Raw genomic sequence first — 18,564 nt, 5'->3', positions numbered from 1 at the left:
TCCTCAGTAGGGATGACGGTCCTTCTTGTTCATCCAGGCCTCATAGGCCTTCAGACCGGTTTCCCGCTCGAAGTTCTCGGCGACCTTGATGCGCCGGTCGGCCCAGGGCTTGGCGAAGTCCTCGTACTGGAAGGCGTCGTCGAAGCCGATCGCGCTCGTGTCCTTCAGGCTCGCAGCGAAATAGACGTTGTCGATGCGTGACCAGTAGATCGCGCTCATGCACATCGGGCAGGGCGCGCCGTTGATGTAGATGCTGCAGCCCTTGAGCATGCGGGCGCGCTCGGGAACCGGATCGGGCGAGCCCTGCTCGCGCGGGATCATTTCGAGGATGGTGCCGGCGCCGTAGTCGCTGCCGAGCAGAGCTTTCGGGTTCAGACGTGCCGAGGCGTCCATGATCGCGGTGACTTCGGCATGGAAAACCGGGATGCCGGTGAGCAGCACGCGATTCTGGCCGCGGCCGATGATCTCGCCGTCCTTGACGATCACCGCGCCGAACGGGCCACCCCAGCCCTTCTCGACGGATTCGATGGCGAGGCGGGTGGCCTCTTCCATGAACTTCTTGTCGCCGGGTGGCGGCGGGGCGGCGTTGGCCGAGCGGGCCGATAGGCCGATCATGCCGGCAGCGCCGGTGGCAACCGCCGTCGCCAGGAATTTGCGCCGTCCCGGCGCCGCGGGCGCCTCGCACCCCGCCTCATGGGCGGCCTTGCAACTGCAGCTCTTCATGCCGTTTGGCTCTCTCGCTTGGTGAGGGAATTCTGACAGGCCGGATGCGGACGCCGCCCTTCTGCTTGCGACAGGATAGGGTGGCGCGCAGAGCCGCGCCTCTCCTTACGGCAGAAGTGCTGTGCGATTGGTTACCTAGCGTCAGGTTCTGGTCGGCGAGAGAGCGGAAAACCGGTTTCCCCTTTTCGGCGGGATGCTCTAGGGAGACGACGCGTCTTCGCTTGGGCGCAGCCTCTCTGTGCGGCTCTATCGGTAGGGATGATGACGGATATCGTTTGTATCGGCGAGCCCCTGGGCGAGTTCAACGCGACACGCGACGAGGCGGGCGCCTACCGCTTCGGCCTGGGAGGCGACACCTCGAACTGCGCCATCGCGGCGGCACGGCAGGGCGCCAGCGTCGCCTATGCCGGGGCACTCGGCAATGACGAGCCGGGGCGAGCGCTTCGAACGGCCTGGGCGCAGGAAGGCATCGACGACAAGCATGTCTCGACCCATGCGACGGCGCCGACCGGGCTCTATTTCGTGGCGCATGGCGAGCAGGGACACGTCTTCTCCTATCTGCGCGCGGGCTCGGCTGCGAGCCTCTACGGCCCGGCCGATCTGCCGCGGGAGCTGATCGCCTCGGCCAAGGTGGTCCAGGCTTCCGGCATCAGCCAGGCGATCTCGGCCAGCGCCTGCGACGCGGTGTTCGAGGCTTTCGAGCTGGCGCGCCAGAACGGCGTGCTGACCGCCTACGACACCAATCTGCGCCTCAAGCTCTGGCCGCTGACCCGGGCCCGGTCGATCGTCCATACCGCCTGCCAGATGGCCGACATCGTCCTGCCGGGCGACGGCGACGCCAAGCTCCTGACCGGCCTCGAAGAGCCCGACGCCATCGTCGATTTCTATCTCAGGCTCGGTGCCAAGGTGGTGGCGCTGACGCTCGGCCATGAGGGCTCGCTGGTCGCGACGCCCGAGCGCCGCCAGCGCTTCGTGCCGATCAAGGTCGAGGCGGTCGACGCGACCGGTGCCGGCGACTGCTATGACGGCGCTTTCCTCGCCGAGTACATCCGTACCGGCGACGCTTTCGTCGCCGGCGCCTATGCGAATGTCGCGGCGGCGCTCTCCACCCAGGGCTATGGTGCGGTAGCCCCCCTGCCGCGCCGGGCCGAGGTCGAGGCGCGGATCGCAGCAGAGGCAGCTCTCAAGGCATGACTATTCCGATCCTGACGCAAGCGGGCGAGCTCCTCGCCCGCTACGAAGTGCTGATCAGCGACGTCTGGGGCGTCGTCCATGACGGCGTGCTGGCGCTGCCGCCGGCCTGCGAGACCCTGACGCGCTATCGCGAGGCGGGCGGCACCGTCGTCCTGCTCTCGAATGCGCCGGGGCCGTCGGAGCAGATCGCCGGCGTGCTCGACGACAAGCGCGTGCCACGCACTGCCTGGGACCGGCTGGTCACCTCTGGCGATGTGACGCGGGCGCTGATCGGGGCGAGCCATCTGCGCAAGGCCTACCATATCGGCTGGCATGAGGACCGCGCTGTGTTCAAGGGCTTCGACGTCGAGCTCGTCGACGAGGACGAGGCCGAATTCGTCGTCGCGACCGAGCTCAACGACTATCGTACCGAGCAGCCCGAGCAGTACCGGCCGCAGCTCGAGCGCTTCGCGGCGCGGGGGCTGCCCTTCATCTGCGGCAACCCCGACCTCGTCGTCCATGTCGGCCATGATCTCCTGCCCTGCGCCGGTGCGCTGGCGACGATCTACGAGGAGCTCGGCGGCCGGGTCGCCTGGGCCGGCAAGCCGCATCGGCCGGCCTACGACCTTGCTCTTGCAGCGGCGCGCGATGCGCGCGGCGGCCGCGACGTCGATGCCGGCAAGGTGCTGGTGATCGGCGACGCCGTGCGCACCGATCTCGCCGGCGCGCGGCTGATGGGCTTCGACAGCCTGTTCATCGCCGGCGGCATCCATCGCGACGAGACGATCCGCGATGGCGCGGTCGATCCTGCGGGGCTCGCCAAGGTGCTGGCGACGCATGCGCCGCTCCCCGTCGCCGCGATCGCAGCGCTGGCCTGAGGCTCACACCGGCGGCGGGTTCGCCTTGCGGATCCGCTCGCCTATCGCCTGGAAGAGGCCTTCGAACGGCCGGAAGGTGAAGCGGATCGTCGAGCGGCCGGGCGGCACCTGCACGGCGCGGAAGATCACATTGGCACGCAGCAGCTCGGCCGGCTTGCCGTCGACCTCGACCTGCCACCAGGGCTGCCAGACATCGTTGAGGACGACGAAACCGCCCGCGGGCGCGTCGGCCTCCAGCGTGACGTCGGTGGTGCCGTAGTCGCGGATGCTCACCGTGCCCGGCCCGGCGGGGCCGCCCGGCAGCTTCGGCGGTGCCTTGTCCAGCAGCACGGTGCGCCGCGGATCGAAGCCCGCCGGCCATTGCCCGCTCTTCAGGATGGCGTCGAAATCGGCCTGCTGCGCATTCGTGACGAGCAGGACGCGCGGCAGGGCCCGCGGATTCTCGTAGACGAAGGCGTCGGCGGTCCGGGCGATCTGGACGAGGTCACCGGGCTTCAGCGCCTTGTCGATCTGCTCGACCGGTACGCCGGTGGCGATGAAGCGCAGGCCGAGCATGTCGGCGAGCAGCGAGCGGTAGGACGGCATCAGCGCCGAGAAAGTCCGCTGATCGGGCAGGGCGACATGGTCGCCGGCGCCGGTGGCGGCGCTGTAGAGGCCAAGCCGCAACGGATTGTAGCCGAGCGTATTGTCGAGCCCGTGGACCAGGCTGGCATTGGGCCAGTGGAAGTCGATGCCGGCGAGCTCGATGCGGTCGCGACGATCGGGGCCGGCGGTGCGCGCGGTCTCGCGCTTGAGCAGGGCGATGGTCTCGTTGCTGCTGTCGGCGCGCAGGACCTCGTAGCGCGAGGAGGGCAGGGCAGTCGACTCGCTCGGGCCGTTGTTGACCGAGAGGTCGATGGTCATCGTCATGGCGAGGATCAGCGTGGCGGCCATGCCGGCGCCCTGCAGCGCGAGGCCGCGGGCCGCGACGAGGGCGCCGGCGACCAGCAGCAGGCACAGCAGGGCGGTGATTGTCGGCAGCGCCGCGATGGCGAGCCGGCCCGTCGTCCAGGCGAGCCAGATGGCGAGGCCGAAGGCGGCGCCGAGCAGGGCGGCTTCCAGGGCTATCTGCCAGGGCCGGGCGCGCGGCGCGGTGTCGGTCAGGACGAGATGGGTGAAGTAGCCGCCGAGGATGGCGAAGAGCGCGCCGAGGATGAAGAGCGCATCGGCCGGCCGGCGGTAGAGATCGATGCCGGGCAGGGCCGCGAACATCAGCTGGAAGCCCGGCGTATAGCGCCCGAGCGCGTAGACCAGCACCAGGATGGCGGCGACGCTGAGAGCGATGATCTCACGCCGCCAGAGGCCACCACGCACGACGCCGACGCCGATGATCATCAGCAGCGGCAGCAGGCCGAGATAAAGCACGCTCATATTGCGGGCGAGGTAGAGATCGACCGGGCCAAAGCGAGCTTCCCAGGCTGGGCTCGGCGGCCCCCAGAAATTCTCCAGCGGGCCGGCGGCACCGTAGAGATTGGCGATCAGCCCGGTGAGCAGCGAGGCCGGATGCAGCGAACCCTTGCCCGCTCCCACGAGATCGATCGCCGGGCGGTTCGATTCCTGGGCGAGGAAGGCGGTGAGCAGGATCGGTATGGCAGCGACCAGCAGAGCGCCGAGCACGCCGAGGGACAGCGGCATCAGGCTGCCCTTGAGGGCGCGCAGCGGCTGCTTCGCCATGGCGATCGCGGCGACGACGAGCCCGGCGAGGACGTAGACGCCGATCAGCGCGACCTGGTCGCGTCCCAGCACCATGAAGCCGGCGACGATGCCGGCGAAGAAGCCATAGCTCCAGGAGCCGCGCTCTAGGGCGCGCGAGAGCAGCAGCAGCGTGATGGCGAAATAGGCCAGGCTCAGCACCTGCCCGACATGCTGGATGCGCCAGGCGGCCGAAGCTCCGAAGGCGAAGGCGAGGGCGCAGACCACGGCACCGCCCGGATGCCAGTTGCGGTCGCGGAAGACGAGGACGAGGCAGAGCGCGCCGACCAGCAGCGAGCCGAGCAGCGCGCCGTCGCTCCAGCGGAAATCCGGTGTCGGATTGATCAGCGCGATCAGCGCGAAAGGCGGCGAGAAGATCAGCGATTGCGGATCGGCGACCTGCGGCGAGCCGGCAAAGACGAAGGGCGTCCAGAACGGCGACAATCCCTTGTGCAGGGCGCTGGCGAGGAACTGGAGCTGCGGGTGGAAATGCGCCTTGGCGTCCCAGGGCACGGTGACGACGCCCGACAGCCAGGGCCAGGACAGAGCGAGCCAGGCGGCGCAGACGATCAGGAAGACCTTGGCGACAGGCCAGGGCGCGCTCACCGCCGCGGGATCGGACCGTTCTTGCTCGGACAGCTTCTGCTCGGACCGCTTCTGTTCGGACATGGCGGCTTCCTGCCCCAGGCCCCGCACCGGATCAATGCCCGGCGCGGGCTCGCTGCCTGGAGCGAGGTCAATCCTTCGGGGCGGCACGCGCCATCAGCGCGTCCATGTCGATGAAATGGCCGGCGCGATCGCGCTTCGAGGCGAGATAGCGGACATTGTGGATATTCGGGCGGCCGAGCACGCGCTGGGTCGCGGCCACCTCGAGTCCGGCGGCCTTGATCGCGCCGACCTTGAGCGGATTGTTGGTCAGCGCCGTAACGCGGGTCACGCCGAGCTGCTTCAGCATTTCGGCGGCGAAGTCGAAATGGCGCTGGTCGAGATCGAAGCCGAGCACTTCATCAGCGTCGTAGGTATCCCAGCCCTGGCTCTGCAGCTTGTAGGCGCGCATCTTGTTGGAGATGCCGTTGCCGCGCCCTTCCTGGTCGAGATAGAGCAGGATGCCGCCCTCGTTCTGGGCCATCCACTCGACGGTCTCGCGCAGCTGGTCGCCGCAATCGCATTTCAGCGAGCCGAACAGGTCGCCGGTCAGGCAGGCGGAATGCAGGCGCACCGGCACGGCGGCCGACAGGTCCGGCTTGCCGACGATGATCGCGACCTGGTCGCGCAGGCCCTCGCCGCCACGAAAGACGACGAATTCGGTGTCGGGGGCGCCCTCCAGCGGCACCGGCGCGCGGCCGACGATGGCGAGGGTCGCGACCTGCGCCGCGCGATAGCCGTTGATGGCGGCGATGGCGACCTCGACCAGCGGCTCCCCGGCGATCTGCGCCGCGGCGACCGGGACCAGGATGATGGCGGGCAGGACGAGCGCAAGGCCGGCGAGCTCGAGCGCCGCAGCGTCGAGCGTATTGGCCGGGCCGACCGGCGCATCGACGCGCGCATCGATCTTGAGGGCGAGGGTTTCGACGCGGGCGATGTCGATCGCGGGCATGGCGAGGACGCCGGTCTCGCTGCGGCCCTTGGCGCCGAGGCGGCGCAGGCGCGCGGCGCTCAGCACCAGCCTGGCATTGCCTTCCGCAAGCGTTTCGAGCCGCTCGGCGATGTCGACATCCGCAAGCTCTGCCGAGAGGGCCAGCGCCAGGTTCTCGCCGTCGCGCAACAGGACGGGGCGGCCGGCCCGAAATTCGGCGAGCGCCCGGTCGACTGCGATGATCTCGGTCTCGCCGGGACGGCCGAAAAGCGTACGCGACTTAGGCATGGCTGAGTCCGTCAGATTGCGCCGGCTGGCGGCGGAGGAGATGGTCTTATACGCTCGTTTCGGCGGGACGGATGCCATCCGGCGCAATACGGCGTTCCTACAACGTGTCCGGTGCTGCGTGGTTCCCAACTTCGTGAGCGCAGCCGGGCTTTCAGGCGGTTTTCCAATGCCATCCGGTCGACTGCATGGTGGGCTATAAAAGCGAGACGTTGAACGCGAGATGAATGCGGGTGCCAGACCCTTATCTGGGGCGCCGGCAAGTGGATGCGAAATGATGCAGGCACATGACCCCATGACAAGGATGGGAGATTGCGAGGCGGTCTACAGCGCCGCGGCGCGGCGGTTCCATTGGATCACCGTGGCGGCCGTCTTCACCATGATCCCGCTCGGCCTCGGCATGACCTATCGCGGCAATACGCTCGATATCTGGGACGGGCTGACCAACGCGCTCTATTCCGCGCACAAGCTGCTCGGCTTCCTGGTGCTCTGGCTGACGGCGGGACGGCTGGCCTATCGGCTCCTGCACGGCGCGCCACCGGACGAGCCGACGCTGGCCTGGTGGCAGAAGGCAGCCTCCCATCTCGTCCACTGGGCGCTCTACGGGCTGCTGCTGATCGTGCCGCTGCTCGGCTGGATCGGCGTCTCACTATATCCCGCCCTGACGATCTTCGATCTGTTCAACCTGCCGGCGCTGGCTGCACCGAACGAGGAGGTGGCGAAGCGCGTGCTCGCTCTGCATGGCTGGCTCGCGATCCTGCTCGCGCTCGCGGTCGGCGGGCATATCGTCGCGGCGCTCTCTCACCATTTCATCCGCAAGGACGGCGTGCTGCGGCGGATGCTGCCGGGGCTTAGATAGCTTCACCAGCGGCTGTCTATCGGAGCGCCCGCCGTAATCTCGGCAAGGCGGCGGCGTGTACCGGCAGTCGTCGTTTCCGGCAGGGCCGAAAGCGCGAAGAAGCCGATTTCGGCGATCTCCAGATCGGAGCTTTTCGGCGCGGTCCGGGTGAAATCGCGGATGACGAAGACCGCGACATGATCGCGCCGCGCCCCTTCATAGCTCAAAAAAAGGCCGTGCAGTACGGCCGGGCCCGTCAGCGCGACATTGGCCTCCTCGCGCAATTCCTTGCTGATCGCGTCAGCAACCGTCTCGCCAGGCTCTACGCCGCCGCCCGGCAGATGCCAGCCGGGCGAGTAGGTGTGGCGGACCAGCAGGACCTCGCCCGCCTCGTTCAGCACGGCACCGCGCACGCCCAGCGTCAGGCCACGGCTCATCCGGAAATACAGGTGAAGGAACCGGCCGACCAGGCGCCATAGCGGCTTGGGCAGCCTGTCGAGCAGCGCGCGCCGTGGCACAGGCGAAGGCGAAGAGCTGCTCATCTTGGTGGCATTTTTCGCTGTGCGGCGAAATGTCTATGCAATAGGCGCATATCGGACCCCATATTTGCCCTCTCGTACCAACACAAACGCGCCTTAAATCATGCGGATAAGGCCTCACCTACCGCTGGGGAATTTGTCATGCTTCTCGCCTTCATCACCTCCTGGTTTCAGGCCAAGCCCGCCTTCGTCTGGAAGCCGGCGCTGACCCTGACCGATCCGCGCATCGTCTCGGAACTGACCGACTCCTTCAACTGAGACGTTGCGGACCCTGCGTCACATTGGTCGGATCGTCCGTCTTTGCTTGACTGCGCCTGCCTGCTGAGGGCAAGCGCAAGGTGTGTTCACGCTTGCGCATCTGTCGGACCCGCATCTCGGGCCGCTCGCCCGGTTCTCCCTACGGGAGCTGATCGGCAAGCGCGCGACCGGCTACGTCAACTGGCGGCGCAAGCGTCGCCATGCCCATGACATGGAGATCCTCGGGCTGATCGTCGCCGATATCCTGGCGCAGAAGCCCGACCATATCGCCTGTACCGGCGACGTCTCGCATATCGGCCTGCCGAACGAGTTCAAGACGGCGCTGACCTTCCTCGACACGCTCGGCCCGCGCGACAAGGTCTCATTCGTTCCCGGCAACCACGACGCCTATGCCCGTTCCTCGTTGAAGGCGCTGGCCGGCGAGCTCGGCCCCTGGTGCGCCAGCGATGGCGGCGAGGCCGGCTATCCCTGGTATCGTCGGCGTGGTCCCGTCGCGCTGATCGGCATGAATTCGGGCATCCCGACACTGCCGCTGATGGCGACCGGGCGAATCGGTCCGGCGCAGATCGTCATGGCCGAAAAGCTCCTGGCGCAGGCCAAGGCCGAGGGGCTGATCCGCGTCATCCTGATCCATCACCCGCCCTATGTCGGCGGTGCCCGGCGCACCCGCGAACTGCTCGACGCGCCGGCCTTCGAGGCGATGCTCGCCCGCGTCGGTGCCGACCTCGTCCTGCACGGTCATAACCACCGCTTCTCGCTGGCCTGGCGGCCGGGTGCGGGCCACGACGTGCCGATCGTCGGCGTGCCCTCGGCCTCGATCGGCCCGCGCGGGCATGGCGAGCTCGCATCCTGGCACCTGCTGCGGATCGAGGGGACGGCGGAGGCGCCGGCGATCACGCTCGAGCGGCGCTGCTTCGATCTCGACGGCACGGTGAAGCTGCAGCAGTCGATGCCGCTGACCGGTGGCGGCATCGTCTGACATTCCAGCAGCTCTCAGCCCTCATCCTGAGGAGGCCGCTCAGCGGCCGTCTCGAAGGATGCTCCAGGAGGGGCGGAAGTCGCTGAAGCATCCTTCGAGACGCAGCCTGAGGGCTGCTCCTCAGGATGAGGCGGAGTTGTGCGATTGCCGCTCAGACGCAGCGGCCGCCGTCGACCGCCAGCACCGAGCCGGTGACCATTTCGGACTCGTCCGAGCACAGGAACAGCGCGGCGTTGGCGATGTCCTGCGGCGTCGAGAAACGGCCCCAGGGAATGGTCGCGGTGAAGGCCTTGCGCTTTTCAGGCGTGTCCTCGCCCATGAAGGTCGCGAGCAGTGGCGTCTCGCCGGCAACCGGGGCGATGGCGTTGACGCGGATCCGGTCGGGCGCAAGCTCGACCGCCATCGATTTGGACAGCAGGTTCGCGGCGCCCTTCGAGCCATTGTACCAGGTCAGGCCGGGGCGCGGCCGCACGCCGGCGGTCGAGCCGATGTTCAGGATGACGCCGCCGCCATGCTCGCGGAAATGCGGCACCGTCGCCTTGGCCATCAGGAAGATCGACTTCACGTTGACGTCGAAGACGCGGTCGAACTCGGCCTCGCTGACATCGAGCATCGGCTGGTTGCGGTGGCTGATGCCGGCATTGTTGACGACGATGTCGAGCCGCCCGAAGCGCTTGATCACGCGGGCGGCGGCGCTGTCGACGCTGCGGGCCTTGCCGACATCGCAGGCGACGGCGAAGGCCTTGCGGCCGATCGCTTTGGCCGCTTCCTTCGCCTTGTCGCCGTTGATGTCGAGCACCGCAACGCGCGCGCCCTCGCGCACGAAGGTCTCGGCGATGCCGAAGCCGAACCCTTGCGCCGCACCGGTGATCAGCGCGGTCTTGCCCTTCAGTCTCATGGTGTTTCCTCGGGATTCTTCGTGTCCGAGGAGTTTGGGGCGTTTTGCCGGCCGGGATAAATACGCTTTCGCGATCGGGCGGATAGCGAAAACGTATGGGCGGTCGGTCATGGCAGCCGGCGGCAGCATTCGGATCGGCGGGCACCCCCTTGCAGCGCGGCCATGCAGGGATGTCTCGGCATTGTCGGGTTGTCGGCGCTAGGATGCGATTCCGAGACGACCATCACGAGATTGCCGATGACCAGACCTTCCCATCGCCCGGATCAGCGGTCGCGCTTTGCGGGGCGTCGCGTCGCGGCCTTGGCGCTCGTCGCCACTCTGCTCGCGGATACGGCCGCCCAGGCCTGCACCCGCCTCGTCTACTTCGGCGCCGACGGCCGAAACCTGACGGCGCGCTCTATGGACTGGAAGAGCGATGTCGCGACCAATCTCTGGATCCTGCCCCGCGGTATCGAGCGCAATGGCGAAGCCGGGCCGAACTCGCTGAAGTGGACGGCGAAATACGGCAGCGTCATCGCCTCCGGCTACGACATCTCGACGACTGATGGCCTGAACGAAGCCGGGCTTTCCGCCAATCTGCTCTGGCTGGTGGAATCGGAGTATCCGAAGTTCGATGCAGGATCGAAGCCGGGCCTGACCATCGCCGCCTGGGCCCAGTACGTTCTCGACAGCTTCGGCACCGTGGCGGAGGCCGTGGACGCCCTGCGCAAGGAGCCGTTCACGATCGTCACCGACGCCGTCCCGGGCGAGACGCGGCTCGCGACGCTGCATCTTTCGATCTCGGATGCGACGGGCGACAGCGCGATCGTCGAGTACATCGGCGGCCGGCAGGTGATCCACCATGACCGGGCCTACCAGGTCATGACCAATTCACCGATCTTCGACCAGCAGCTCGCGCTCAACACATACTGGAAGCAGATCGGCGGCACCGCGATGCTGCCGGGGACCAACCGGGCCTCGGACCGCTTCGCCCGCGCCTCGTTCTACGTCAATGCGATCCCGAAATTCGAGGATCCCGACCGCGCCGTCGCCAGCGTCTTCAGCGTCATCCGCAATGTCTCGGTGCCGTTCGGGCTGACGACGCCGGACCAGCCGAACATCTCCTCGACGCGCTGGCGCACCGTCGTAGATCACGCGCGAAAGCTCTATTTCTTCGAATCCGCGCTGACGCCGAACACGTTCTGGGTCGACCTGAAACAGGTCGATTTCTCGGCCGCCGGCGGTGTCCGCAAGCTCGATCTCGGCAAGGACCAGACCCAGATCTACTCCGGCAATGCGACTGCCCGCTTCGTTCCGGCCAAGCCGTTTCCGTTCCTGGGCAAGAATCCGTAGCTCAATGATTTCCAGCGCCGGCAGGCAAACTGCGGCCGGCGCCTGTGTTCAGGCGAGGCGCGCTCAGGCGCCGATTTCCTCGCGCAGCATTTCCAGCTCGAGCCAGCGTTCCTCGGCCTCGGCGATCTCGCGCGCCACCTCGTCCAGCCGCGTCGTCGCCTTGGCGAAGAGCTTAGGGTCGCGGGTGTAGAGATCGCCCGCCAGCGCGGTGTTGAGCTTGCCGGCCTCGGCCTGCAGCTTCTCGATCTGCTGGGGAAGGGTCTTCAGCGCGTGCTGCTCGTTGAACGACAGCTTGCGCTTCGACGTTGCAGGACTTGCTGTGGCAGATTTGGTGGCTTCCGACGCTGCTGCCTTTACCGGCACCGCCCGCGCCTTGGCGCCGACGCCGCGGCCGCGCTGGGCCAGCATATCGGAGTAGCCGCCGGCGAATTCGGTCCAGACGCCGTCGCCATCCGAGATCAGGGTCGAGGAGACGACGCGGTCGAGGAAGTCGCGGTCGTGGCTGACCAGCAGCACGGTGCCGGCATAGTCGGCGAGCAGTTCCTGGAGGAGGTCGAGCGTCTCGATGTCGAGATCGTTGGTCGGCTCGTCCAGCACCAGGAGATTGGAAGGCTTGGCCAGGGCGCGGGCCAGCATCAGCCGACCGCGCTCGCCGCCCGACAGCGCGCCGACTGCGGTGCCGCGCTGGATCGGCTGGAACAGGAAGTCCTTCATGTAGCTGATGACATGGCGCGGCTGGCCGCCGACCATGACCTGGTCCGAGCCGCCGCCGGTCAGCGCGTCGCCGAGCGGCGTCGCAGGGTCGAGGCTCTCGCGACGCTGGTCGAGCGTCACCATTTCGAGGGAGGCGCCGAGCTTGATCTTGCCTGAATCGGGAGCGAGCGCACCGGTCAACAGATTGATCAGCGTGGTCTTGCCGGCGCCATTGGGGCCGACGATGCCAATGCAGTCGCCGCGGGCGACTCGGATCGAGAAGTCCCGGACGATCGGCTTGTCGCCATAGCTCTTGGAGACATTGATCGCTTCGATCACCAGCTTGCCGGAGGCCTGCGCCTCGCTCGCTTCGAGCCGGACCGAGCCGACGGCATGGCGGGCGGTCCGGCGCTGGTCGCGCAGGGCGTGGAGCTCGCCGAGACGGCGCTGGTTGCGGGTACGGCGCGCGCTGACGCCATAGCGCAGCCAGTCCTCCTCGCGGGCGATCTTGCGGTCGAGCTTGTGCCGGTCGAGTTCCTCCTGCGCCAGCACCTCGTCGCGCCAGGCCTCGAACTCGCCGAAGCCGCGTTCGACGCGCCGCGTCACCCCGCGGTCGAGCCAGATCGTGGCGCGCGAGAGCGAGCTCAGGAAGCGACGATCGTGGCTGATCAGCACCATGGCCGAGCGCAGCGATTTCAGCTCCTGCTCCAGCCATTCGATCACCGGCAGGTCGAGATGGTTGGTCGGTTCGTCGAGCAGCAGGATGTCGGGCTCGGGCGCTAGGACGCGGGCGAGGGCGGCGCGGCGGGATTCGCCGCCCGACATGCTTGCCGGATCCTCTTCGCCGGTCAGGCCGAGTTCCTCGACGAGATAACGGGCGCGATAGGGATCGTCACCCGGTCCGAGGCCGGCCTCGACATAGGCGAGCGAGGTCTTGTAGCCGGAGAAATCAGGCTCCTGCGGCAGATACCGCACGGTCGCGCCGGGCTGCAGGAAGCGCTCGGCGCTGTCGGGCTCGACGATGCCGGCGGCGATCTTCAGCAGCGTCGACTTGCCGGAGCCGTTGCGGCCGACCAGGCAGACCCGCTCGCCGGCGGACACCGCGATCTCGGCGCCCTCGAGCAGCGGGTGGCCGCCGAAGGTCAGAGCAACGTCGCGGAGATGCAGCAGGGGGGCCATGGCGATCCTTTGATGTCAGGCCGCCCGGATAGACCGCCCGGCCTCTGCTGTCACCTCCGGCACGGGCTTGTCTGTTTCGGAATCCATTATAGGATACATTTCGTATCCCTTATTGGACGAAGGCACTCCATGAGACAGCCGGCGCCCCGCAAGCCCCGTGCCGCCCGCATCGGTGATAATGGCGGTCCTCCGCTGGAGGAGAAGCGGCCTGCGCCGGAAACCGGAAAGGGCGAGATCGGCCGCCATTTCGACTGGCGCTTCGCCCATCGCCGGGCCTGGAAGAAGCCCCGCGAGATCGCGCTCAGGCGCGAGGAGCGGGCCGAGGCGCTCGGCCTCACCTATGAGGAATATACGCTCGAAGTGCTGGAGCGCGGCTATTTCCCGCAAGCAGAGTATGTCGAGACGATTGTCGCGAAGAGGCCGGAGCGGCGGCGCGATGGCGGCGTGGTCGGGCAGTCGCTGAAGGGCATGCGGCTGAAGAGGTAGGGCTGCTCCTCAGGATGAGGCAAGCGAGCGGGTCAGGCGCGCAGCAGGCGCCGCAACAGCTTCGTCATCGGCTTCTCGAACCAGCGATAGACAGCCATTGCCCCAAGCACTGCGGCCGCCAGGGCGGCAATGATGAAGGCCGTCGTTGCGCCGGGCGCGGTGTGCAGAAAGATCTGGCGCACGGCTCGCATGGCGAAGGGGTGGATGAGATAAAGCGCATAGGAGGCGTCGCCGAGCCGCGCGAGCTGGCGCACCAGCGCCGAGGGCGCCGATTGGCCACGGCCGCAGGCCGCGGCTGTGACGAGGAGCAGCGCGGCCGGGCCGCGATAGGCGAGAGACCCCCAGGGCGTATGCGCCCAGTCGCTGCCTGCCGCGGCAACCAGTATCGCCACGCCGGCCGCGACCATCAGCCAGCGCAAGCGGCCTTCGAGACGCAGGCCGCGGTTACGCAGCAGCGCGATCGCCATGCCGCCGGCGAACTCGAGCACGATCGGCTGGGCCCAGAAGCCGAAGGGCAGCGGCAGGGGGATCATCGCTTGCGTGGCGACGAGGCCAAACAGAGCGAGGGCCGTCGCCGGCACGACGAGGCGCGCCGGCAGCAGCAGCGCCGCGCCGAACAGCGTGTAGAACAGCATCTCGTAGTTCAGCGTCCAGCCCAGCGAGTAGACCGGCTGGATTGCTCCCGCCGCATCCTGCAGCGGCCAGAACAGGTAGGAGGCGAGAATCTGTCCGGCGCTCGGAGCGCCCGAATTGAGCAGGGCCGGCGAGGCCAGCATCACCAACAGGAACAGCGTGGTCGCGGCCCAGTAGAGCGGCACGATCCGGGCGATCCGGCGGGCGAGGAACAGCCGCGCGCCGCCCGCCTGCCCGAACAGGCCGGACGAGGCGTGCACCATGATGAAGCCGGAGATGACGAAGAACAGGTCGACGCCGGCATCCCAGGGCAGGATTGTCCAGGGCGCGAACGGCACGCCGGCCTGTCCGGCCAGGAAGCCCGCATCCGACTGGACATGGTGCACGGCGACCATCAGCGCAGCGAGCGCGCGCAGGACCTGGATGCCGTAGAGCTGGGACAAGGCGCGAAGGGCTCGAAAGCGGGAACGGGATCGCTACGGCGTCAGGCGAGCCGCAACGCGTTCACGCAAACCACAACCGGGCGGGGTCGTCGAGCCCGAAACGTTCCGGCGCGCTGGCGATCGCGGCAATTCCGTGCTCGGCGGCCGCGTCGGAGGTGATGACATGCAGGGCAAAACGCGCGGCGAGATCCTCGACCGGCGGCTTGGCGCTGAAGACGGCGTGGATCGTCGCCTTGTCGGCTAGTGGCAGGATGCGCGGCGCTATGCCGCCGGCGAGGTAGACGCCGCCGGTCGCCTTGTAGGCCAGGGCGAGATCGCCGGCGACGCGCGCCAGAAGGCGCCAGAAGCAGATCACCGCCATCAACGCGGCCGGGTTGCCGTCGAGAGCGAGGGTGGTGACGTCGGCGGCGCTGATATCCGGCTCGGCGAGGCCGGATTCACGCACGACGGCACGGTGAAACCGGACGAGACCGTCGCCGCGCAGCAGCGCCTCGATGGTGACGCGCGGCAAGCCGTCAGCCAGCGCCGGCCAGAGACGGGTCTCGGTGGGATCTTCCGGACCGATGCCGATATGGCCGCATTCGGTCGGCACCAGCATGCCGGTCTTGCCGCGGCTCAGCAGGGCCGCGGCGCCGAACCCGGTTCCAGGGCCGAGCACCAGACGGGGGCCGGCCGGTTCCGGCTTGCCGGGCACGAGTGTGACGGTGTCCTCCTCCCGCAGCACCGCGAGATAGGCCGCCAGCCCCTCGAAATCATTGACCAGCAGCCCCTGTTCGAGGCCGAGGGTCCGCGCCAGTTTCGGCCCGTCGAAATGCCAGTTGGCATTGGTGAGCTGGGCGGTGCGCCCGTCGAGCGGACCAGCGACCGCAAGGATCGCCGAGCGCGGCCTTGTGTGGAGCGTCGAAAGCACCGATTCGAGCGCGGCCTCCGGTGTCGGATGAGCGCCGGTCGCGATCCGGGCGAGCGGCTGCGGCACTCCGCCCGGCTGCGAGAGCAGCGACAGCCGACAGTTCGTGCCGCCGATATCGGCGATCAGAACGGGGCCTGGGAAGCGCGGGGCCCTCAAGCCGGCGCCTTCCAGTCGGCGAACCAGCCAAGCCCTTCGAGGGTGCCGGCGCGCGGCCGATACTCGCAGCCGACGAAGCCGGGATAGCCGAGCGAGTCGAGCTGGGCGAACAGGCTCGGATAGTCCGGCCGCGTGCCGTCGGGCTCGTGGCGGCCTTCGGCGTTGGCGATCTGGACATGGCCGACGAGCGGGTAGAGCGCTTCCAGCCGCGCGCCGACTTCGCCGTGGATCAGCTCGCAATGGTACATGTCGAACTGCAGCTTGACGTTCGGCCGGCCGGATTCGCGGACATAGGCGGCCGCGGAGTCGAAATCGTTGAGGAAATAGCCCGGCATGTCCTTGCCGTTGATCGGCTCCAGCAGGAGATCGATGCCGTGCTCGCCGAGCTTGTCGGCGGCATAGGCGATCGAGGCGCGATAGGCCTGCTGCGCAGCGGGGTCCTTGGGGTCGGCATGGCCTGCCATCATGTGCAGGCGCTTGACGCCGGTTTCATGGGCGTAGGCCAGGGCGGTCTCGATGCCCTTGCGGAATTCCGCCTCGCGGCCCGGGATCGCGGCCATGCCGCGTTCACCCTTCTCCCAGTCGCCCGGCGGCAGGTTGAACAGCGCCTGCTCGAGCTCGCCGCCGGCCAGAGCAAGGCCGACCTGTTCGGGCGGATGCTCATAGGGGAACAGGAACTCGACAGCCTCGAAGCCGGCATCGGACGCCGCCTTGAAGCGGTCGAGGAAGGCCCATTCGTTGAACATCATCGAGAGATTGGCGGCAAAGCGAGGCATGGAGTTCTCTTCAGTCGATTCAGCCCGGGCAGGCTAGTCCGATCCGCCCGCTGCGTCATGCGGATAACGCGACTGGAGGCACTCCGTTCCGGAATGCGCGGTCTGCACTCGGGGTTTTCCGGGCTCAGAGGCGGCCGACAAGCTGCGGCAAGGACGATGCGAGCAGGGCAAAGCCGGACAAGGTGAGGAGGCCGAGCACGATCCTGCGGAAGCTCGCCTCGCTGATGCCGATATAGAGCCGCGTGCCGAACAGCGTGGGGATCAGCATGGCCGGCGCGACCACCGCGAAACCCGGCAGCATCTCGCGGGTGACGGCGCCGCTGGCGAGATAGGCCAGCATGGTGGCGGCGAGCGTCGCCAGGTTGAAGTTCTGGATGATGCTGCGCTGGGCGTGCTTGTCGTAGCGGCGAAGCGTGCACCAGAGCGTCGGCAGCACGCCGGTGAAGCCGCCGAAGCCGCCCATGATGCCGCCGGCGAGCCCGACCGCGCCATCGGCTGCGCGCCCGCCAAAGCGGATGGCCGGCAGATGCGTCGCGAACAGCATGGCGGGGCACCAGATGACGAGCAGGAGCCCGAGCGCTGCCTTGAACATGTTGGCGTCGAGCAGGGGCAGGATGGCGACGCCGATCGGGATGCCAGCGAGCCCGCCGAGCAGGAAGGGCCAGAGCCGGACGAAATCGAAGCCGCGACGGACCGAGAAGGCGGCGATGACCTGCCCGGTCAGGCTGCCGAACACCGCCATCACGGCGGCGAGCTTCGGGTCCAGCGTCCAGGCCCAGATCGACATCGCGACCAGGCTGAAGGCGAAGCCGGAGAGCCCCTGGACGAAGCCGGCGAGCGCCGCGCCGAGGGCGAGGCTCAGGATGATGGTGGTGTCCATGAAGGGCCCCCGGTCCGCAATATGTCGCCTAGCCCATGCGTCCCGCTCGAAACACTCACTGTCGTCCCGGGCGACCGGAGGGAGACCCGGTATTCATGCCGGAACGGTTCAGGCATGGGTCCCGGATCGGCGCCGCTTTGCGGCTTGTCCGGGACGACCAGTCGAGAGCTTGAGGAAGGCTACTTCTTCGCCTCCGGCTTGGCCGGCGGGTTCGGGTCCTTCGAGAAGCTGCGGAAGACCATGTCGGGCGAGGAGGTGTTGTGGCGCGAATGGGTGGCGCGGCCCATCCAGACATCGGTCGCCTTGCCGCCGGCGAAGGGCATTAGCGGCTCCTCGCGCCAGCCCTTGGCGCCGGGCTCGCGGATGGCGATGCGGGCGACGTCGTTGTTGAACTCGGTGACATACATCGAGCGCAGGGCGGCGAAGGCCTTGCCGCCGGTGACCGGCTTGTCGAGCACTGCGTCGAGCACCATGCGGTCCTGATCGACGCTGTCGAGCTTGAGGGTGCCGGAGGAGCCGTCCTTGAAGGCGAGATTGAAGGAGAGCGTCTTCGGATCGAAGGCGATCTCCTTGATGTTCACGACCGGCCGTGCGCCGTCCTGCTCGATCGGCCCGAACAGGAAGGAGGAGCCGTAGGCGGCGGCGGAGAGCTGCGGCGGCGGCAGCGGCCGGACGCGCCAGTAGCCGTCCTGCGGATAGACCACCAGAACCTCATAGGAACCGGTCTTGCCGAGCTTCCAGAGCTGGACGAGATGCAGCCCCTTCTCGACGCGGTCGCCGACCCGGAAGGTGGTGTCGGCCGGGCGCCAGAAGCTCTCGAAGGTGTAGCCGACCAGCCAGTACTCGATGCTCTCGTAGAAGGTGATGCGCTGCGGCGGCACCGGCGCCTTGTGGACGGGATCGCCACTCATGTCGCAATCGGTCCAGTCGGCATCCCAGTTGTCGCGCAGCAGCCCGGCGATATAGGCCGGGTGCGCCGCTTCGATGCGGAAGCGCCGGACCTCGGGCGAGATCGCCTTGATGGTGACGTTGTCCTTCTCGGCGCAGAGCACCGGCTCCGACTCGTTCTTGACCTCGACGACGACGTCGCTGGCGGCATGGCCGGTGGCGGCCGAGATCAGCAGGGCGAGCGAGACGGCGAGCGGGCGGGCGAGGCTGAGCATGTCCATCCTTCGAAAGCGGAGCGGGCCGCCATGGT

General features: G+C 67.9%; 17 protein-coding genes. 6 read left to right on the top strand and 11 right to left on the bottom strand.

What is annotated here, in order from left to right:
• Positions 1-3: 3 nt before the first annotated feature.
• The gene (locus AC1REK_RS09180) at positions 4-723 is read right to left on the bottom strand and encodes a nucleoside deaminase (RefSeq protein WP_327524019.1); all 720 of its coding nucleotides are present in this window, start codon (positions 721-723) and stop codon (positions 4-6) included.
• A 261-nt stretch (positions 724-984) separates the two neighbouring features.
• Here AC1REK_RS09180 and AC1REK_RS09175 point away from each other — a divergent pair, with 261 nt between their 5' ends.
• Both AC1REK_RS09175 and AC1REK_RS09170 read left to right on the top strand, forming a co-directional pair.
• Positions 985-1,917, top strand: coding sequence for a sugar kinase (locus tag AC1REK_RS09175; RefSeq protein WP_492268290.1), 933 nt, complete (start codon positions 985-987; stop codon positions 1,915-1,917).
• The gene (locus tag AC1REK_RS09170) at positions 1,914-2,774 is read left to right on the top strand and encodes a TIGR01459 family HAD-type hydrolase (RefSeq protein ID WP_492268291.1); all 861 of its coding nucleotides are present in this window, start codon (positions 1,914-1,916) and stop codon (positions 2,772-2,774) included. Before AC1REK_RS09175 ends, AC1REK_RS09170 begins: the two co-directional genes overlap by 4 nt.
• 3 nt (positions 2,775-2,777) lie before the next feature.
• Here AC1REK_RS09170 and AC1REK_RS09165 read toward each other — a convergent pair whose 3' ends face one another.
• Together AC1REK_RS09165 and ribA are read right to left on the bottom strand one after the other, a co-directional pair.
• Positions 2,778-5,174 carry a glycosyltransferase family protein gene (locus AC1REK_RS09165; protein ID WP_492268292.1) on the bottom strand — a complete coding sequence of 799 codons (2,397 nt, stop codon included), beginning with the start codon at positions 5,172-5,174 and terminating at the stop codon, positions 2,778-2,780.
• A 67-nt stretch (positions 5,175-5,241) separates the two neighbouring features.
• Positions 5,242-6,369 (bottom strand): GTP cyclohydrolase II RibA, encoded by a 1,128-nt coding sequence (ribA, locus tag AC1REK_RS09160; RefSeq protein ID WP_316016842.1) that lies wholly within the window; start codon positions 6,367-6,369, stop codon positions 5,242-5,244.
• Between the two features lie 292 nt (positions 6,370-6,661).
• Between ribA and AC1REK_RS09155 the strand changes: the two genes are divergently transcribed.
• Positions 6,662-7,225 carry a cytochrome b gene (locus AC1REK_RS09155; protein ID WP_492268293.1) on the top strand — a complete coding sequence of 188 codons (564 nt, stop codon included), beginning with the start codon at positions 6,662-6,664 and terminating at the stop codon, positions 7,223-7,225.
• Positions 7,226-7,227: 2 nt separating this feature from the next.
• Here AC1REK_RS09155 and AC1REK_RS09150 read toward each other — a convergent pair whose 3' ends face one another.
• Positions 7,228-7,746, bottom strand: a complete 519-nt coding sequence (locus AC1REK_RS09150; protein WP_492268294.1) for an NUDIX domain-containing protein — start codon at positions 7,744-7,746, stop codon at positions 7,228-7,230.
• Between the two features lie 337 nt (positions 7,747-8,083).
• Here AC1REK_RS09150 and AC1REK_RS09145 point away from each other — a divergent pair, with 337 nt between their 5' ends.
• Positions 8,084-8,980: a metallophosphoesterase family protein gene (locus AC1REK_RS09145; protein ID WP_492268295.1), complete on the top strand. Its 897-nt coding sequence runs from the start codon at positions 8,084-8,086 to the stop codon at positions 8,978-8,980.
• Between the two features lie 151 nt (positions 8,981-9,131).
• On the opposite strand, the gene AC1REK_RS09140 is transcribed toward AC1REK_RS09145, so the two are convergent.
• Positions 9,132-9,878 (bottom strand): glucose 1-dehydrogenase, encoded by a 747-nt coding sequence (locus tag AC1REK_RS09140; protein ID WP_316016838.1) that lies wholly within the window; start codon positions 9,876-9,878, stop codon positions 9,132-9,134.
• A 237-nt stretch (positions 9,879-10,115) separates the two neighbouring features.
• Here AC1REK_RS09140 and AC1REK_RS09135 point away from each other — a divergent pair, with 237 nt between their 5' ends.
• Positions 10,116-11,210 (top strand): linear amide C-N hydrolase, encoded by a 1,095-nt coding sequence (locus AC1REK_RS09135; protein ID WP_492268296.1) that lies wholly within the window; start codon positions 10,116-10,118, stop codon positions 11,208-11,210.
• A gap of 63 nt (positions 11,211-11,273) precedes the next feature.
• On the opposite strand, the gene AC1REK_RS09130 is transcribed toward AC1REK_RS09135, so the two are convergent.
• Positions 11,274-13,082 (bottom strand): ATP-binding cassette domain-containing protein, encoded by a 1,809-nt coding sequence (locus AC1REK_RS09130; RefSeq protein ID WP_492268297.1) that lies wholly within the window; start codon positions 13,080-13,082, stop codon positions 11,274-11,276.
• A 129-nt stretch (positions 13,083-13,211) separates the two neighbouring features.
• Between AC1REK_RS09130 and AC1REK_RS09125 the strand changes: the two genes are divergently transcribed.
• Entirely contained in the window at positions 13,212-13,568 is a 357-nt protein-coding gene (locus AC1REK_RS09125; protein ID WP_492268298.1) for a hypothetical protein, read from the top strand.
• Between the two features lie 32 nt (positions 13,569-13,600).
• Here AC1REK_RS09125 and AC1REK_RS09120 read toward each other — a convergent pair whose 3' ends face one another.
• From AC1REK_RS09120 to AC1REK_RS09100, 5 genes are all read right to left on the bottom strand, one after another.
• Positions 13,601-14,644, bottom strand: coding sequence for an acyltransferase family protein (locus AC1REK_RS09120; protein WP_492268299.1), 1,044 nt, complete (start codon positions 14,642-14,644; stop codon positions 13,601-13,603).
• A gap of 61 nt (positions 14,645-14,705) precedes the next feature.
• Positions 14,706-15,710: a glucokinase gene (locus tag AC1REK_RS09115; protein WP_492268300.1), complete on the bottom strand. Its 1,005-nt coding sequence runs from the start codon at positions 15,708-15,710 to the stop codon at positions 14,706-14,708.
• On the bottom strand, positions 15,707-16,486 hold the full coding sequence (gene otnI, locus AC1REK_RS09110) for a 2-oxo-tetronate isomerase (RefSeq protein ID WP_492268301.1): 780 nt from the start codon (positions 16,484-16,486) through the stop codon (positions 15,707-15,709). The genes AC1REK_RS09115 and otnI overlap by 4 nt, the downstream gene beginning before the upstream one ends.
• A gap of 124 nt (positions 16,487-16,610) precedes the next feature.
• Positions 16,611-17,366: a sulfite exporter TauE/SafE family protein gene (locus AC1REK_RS09105; protein ID WP_492268302.1), complete on the bottom strand. Its 756-nt coding sequence runs from the start codon at positions 17,364-17,366 to the stop codon at positions 16,611-16,613.
• Between the two features lie 179 nt (positions 17,367-17,545).
• Positions 17,546-18,529, bottom strand: coding sequence for a hypothetical protein (locus tag AC1REK_RS09100; RefSeq protein WP_492268303.1), 984 nt, complete (start codon positions 18,527-18,529; stop codon positions 17,546-17,548).
• Positions 18,530-18,564: the final 35 nt, after the last annotated feature.

Source organism: Allobosea sp. GW823-FHT02B03 (genome assembly GCF_058797755.1).
Note: the sequence above shows the minus strand (reverse complement) of the source record. Positions and strands in the feature narration are given on the sequence as shown.

What these genes read in the sequence shown, in the direction of transcription:
- AC1REK_RS09180 (WP_327524019.1), bottom strand. Translation starts at nt 723, where the DNA reads ATGAAGAGCTGCAGTTGCAAGGCCGCCCATGAGGCGGGGTGCGAGGCG.
- AC1REK_RS09175 (WP_492268290.1), top strand. Translation starts at nt 985, where the DNA reads ATGACGGATATCGTTTGTATCGGCGAGCCCCTGGGCGAGTTCAACGCG.
- AC1REK_RS09170 (WP_492268291.1), top strand. Translation starts at nt 1,914, where the DNA reads ATGACTATTCCGATCCTGACGCAAGCGGGCGAGCTCCTCGCCCGCTAC.
- AC1REK_RS09165 (WP_492268292.1), bottom strand. Translation starts at nt 5,174, where the DNA reads ATGTCCGAACAGAAGCGGTCCGAGCAGAAGCTGTCCGAGCAAGAACGG.
- ribA (WP_316016842.1), bottom strand. Translation starts at nt 6,369, where the DNA reads ATGCCTAAGTCGCGTACGCTTTTCGGCCGTCCCGGCGAGACCGAGATC.
- AC1REK_RS09155 (WP_492268293.1), top strand. Translation starts at nt 6,662, where the DNA reads ATGACAAGGATGGGAGATTGCGAGGCGGTCTACAGCGCCGCGGCGCGG.
- AC1REK_RS09150 (WP_492268294.1), bottom strand. Translation starts at nt 7,746, where the DNA reads ATGAGCAGCTCTTCGCCTTCGCCTGTGCCACGGCGCGCGCTGCTCGAC.
- AC1REK_RS09140 (WP_316016838.1), bottom strand. Translation starts at nt 9,878, where the DNA reads ATGAGACTGAAGGGCAAGACCGCGCTGATCACCGGTGCGGCGCAAGGG.
- AC1REK_RS09135 (WP_492268296.1), top strand. Translation starts at nt 10,116, where the DNA reads ATGACCAGACCTTCCCATCGCCCGGATCAGCGGTCGCGCTTTGCGGGG.
- AC1REK_RS09130 (WP_492268297.1), bottom strand. Translation starts at nt 13,082, where the DNA reads ATGGCCCCCCTGCTGCATCTCCGCGACGTTGCTCTGACCTTCGGCGGC.
- AC1REK_RS09125 (WP_492268298.1), top strand. Translation starts at nt 13,212, where the DNA reads ATGAGACAGCCGGCGCCCCGCAAGCCCCGTGCCGCCCGCATCGGTGAT.
- otnI (WP_492268301.1), bottom strand. Translation starts at nt 16,486, where the DNA reads ATGCCTCGCTTTGCCGCCAATCTCTCGATGATGTTCAACGAATGGGCC.
- AC1REK_RS09105 (WP_492268302.1), bottom strand. Translation starts at nt 17,366, where the DNA reads ATGGACACCACCATCATCCTGAGCCTCGCCCTCGGCGCGGCGCTCGCC.
- AC1REK_RS09100 (WP_492268303.1), bottom strand. Translation starts at nt 18,529, where the DNA reads ATGCTCAGCCTCGCCCGCCCGCTCGCCGTCTCGCTCGCCCTGCTGATC.